Genomic DNA, 360 nt, shown 5'->3' on the forward strand with positions numbered 1-360 from the left:
ACCGGTTGACTATGCTGTTGTCGGTATTCGCAGCGGTCTTCCGCTGTACCATCCGTCTTTTTTCTTAATTCTGCTTCTATCGCATATAATTTCTGAATCAGCACTAATGCCTGTTCAGCGACCTGACTTTTCCCAGTTACATGCAGTTCATGGAATTTACGACGTGCATGGGCCATGCAGCCCACCTCTATGACCTGGCCTGATTTAAAGCGTGCTTTATAACCACTGTAATCATCACAGACTAGATAACCCTGCCAGCCTTTCAAGAACTCTGCAGCATGCTGGCCTGAACGACTATCCTGAAAGTCATAGATCACCGCCTGAACTGGATTGTACTGTGTAGTGGCATAGGCCCAGACA

At 47.2% G+C, this 360-nt stretch carries 1 protein-coding gene; it reads right to left on the reverse strand.

The window, feature by feature from the left end; all coding sequences use genetic code 11:
* A partial coding sequence (locus L6C30_RS14795; protein WP_236163347.1) for an IS66 family transposase occupies nt 1-360 on the reverse strand: 360 nt, incomplete at both ends.

Source organism: Acinetobacter sp. KAM396, assembly GCF_021602765.1.
GTDB lineage: Bacteria > Pseudomonadota > Gammaproteobacteria > Pseudomonadales > Moraxellaceae > Acinetobacter > Acinetobacter towneri_A.